A 466-nucleotide genomic window follows, 5' to 3' on the forward strand; every position below is an offset into this window, starting at 1 on the left:
TGAAAATGACATTCCCCCGCCCGTGGACCCGGTTGATATCAATTTTGTTTTTATAATTGTTCCGCCCGTCCACTTTCAGCAAGCCTGTTTCGTTCTCAAACCCTCCGGCAACATAATAGGTAGCCACCGTGCCACCGCCTGAAACGTTCAGGTTGGCTTTGGTATTAGTGGTCTGCTGTTTGAACAGCGCATCGTACCAATTGACATTGGGATAAATCATCGGATTTTCTCCCCGAGCGGTAGAATAGATTTTCTGCTCGCTATAAACCGGTGTCGCATCGGGACGGCGGGACAGCTGTGTTTGATTATACAAACGCATATAAGCCACCCCGTCCATCAGTTCAGGCAGTTTTGTGGGTGTAGTCACATTGACATCCACCCTTGCGCTGATTTTTGCAGGACCTTCACGTCCCGACTTAGTGGATACCAGGATGATACCGTTGGCACCTCGTGCACCGTATAACAC

General features: G+C 49.4%; 1 pseudogene. It reads right to left on the reverse strand.

Annotated elements, in window-relative coordinates:
- A pseudogene (locus ASC50_RS04420) lies at positions 1-466 on the reverse strand (SusC/RagA family TonB-linked outer membrane protein); the annotation flags it as partial.

It is taken from the genome of Candidatus Symbiothrix dinenymphae (assembly GCF_001431085.1).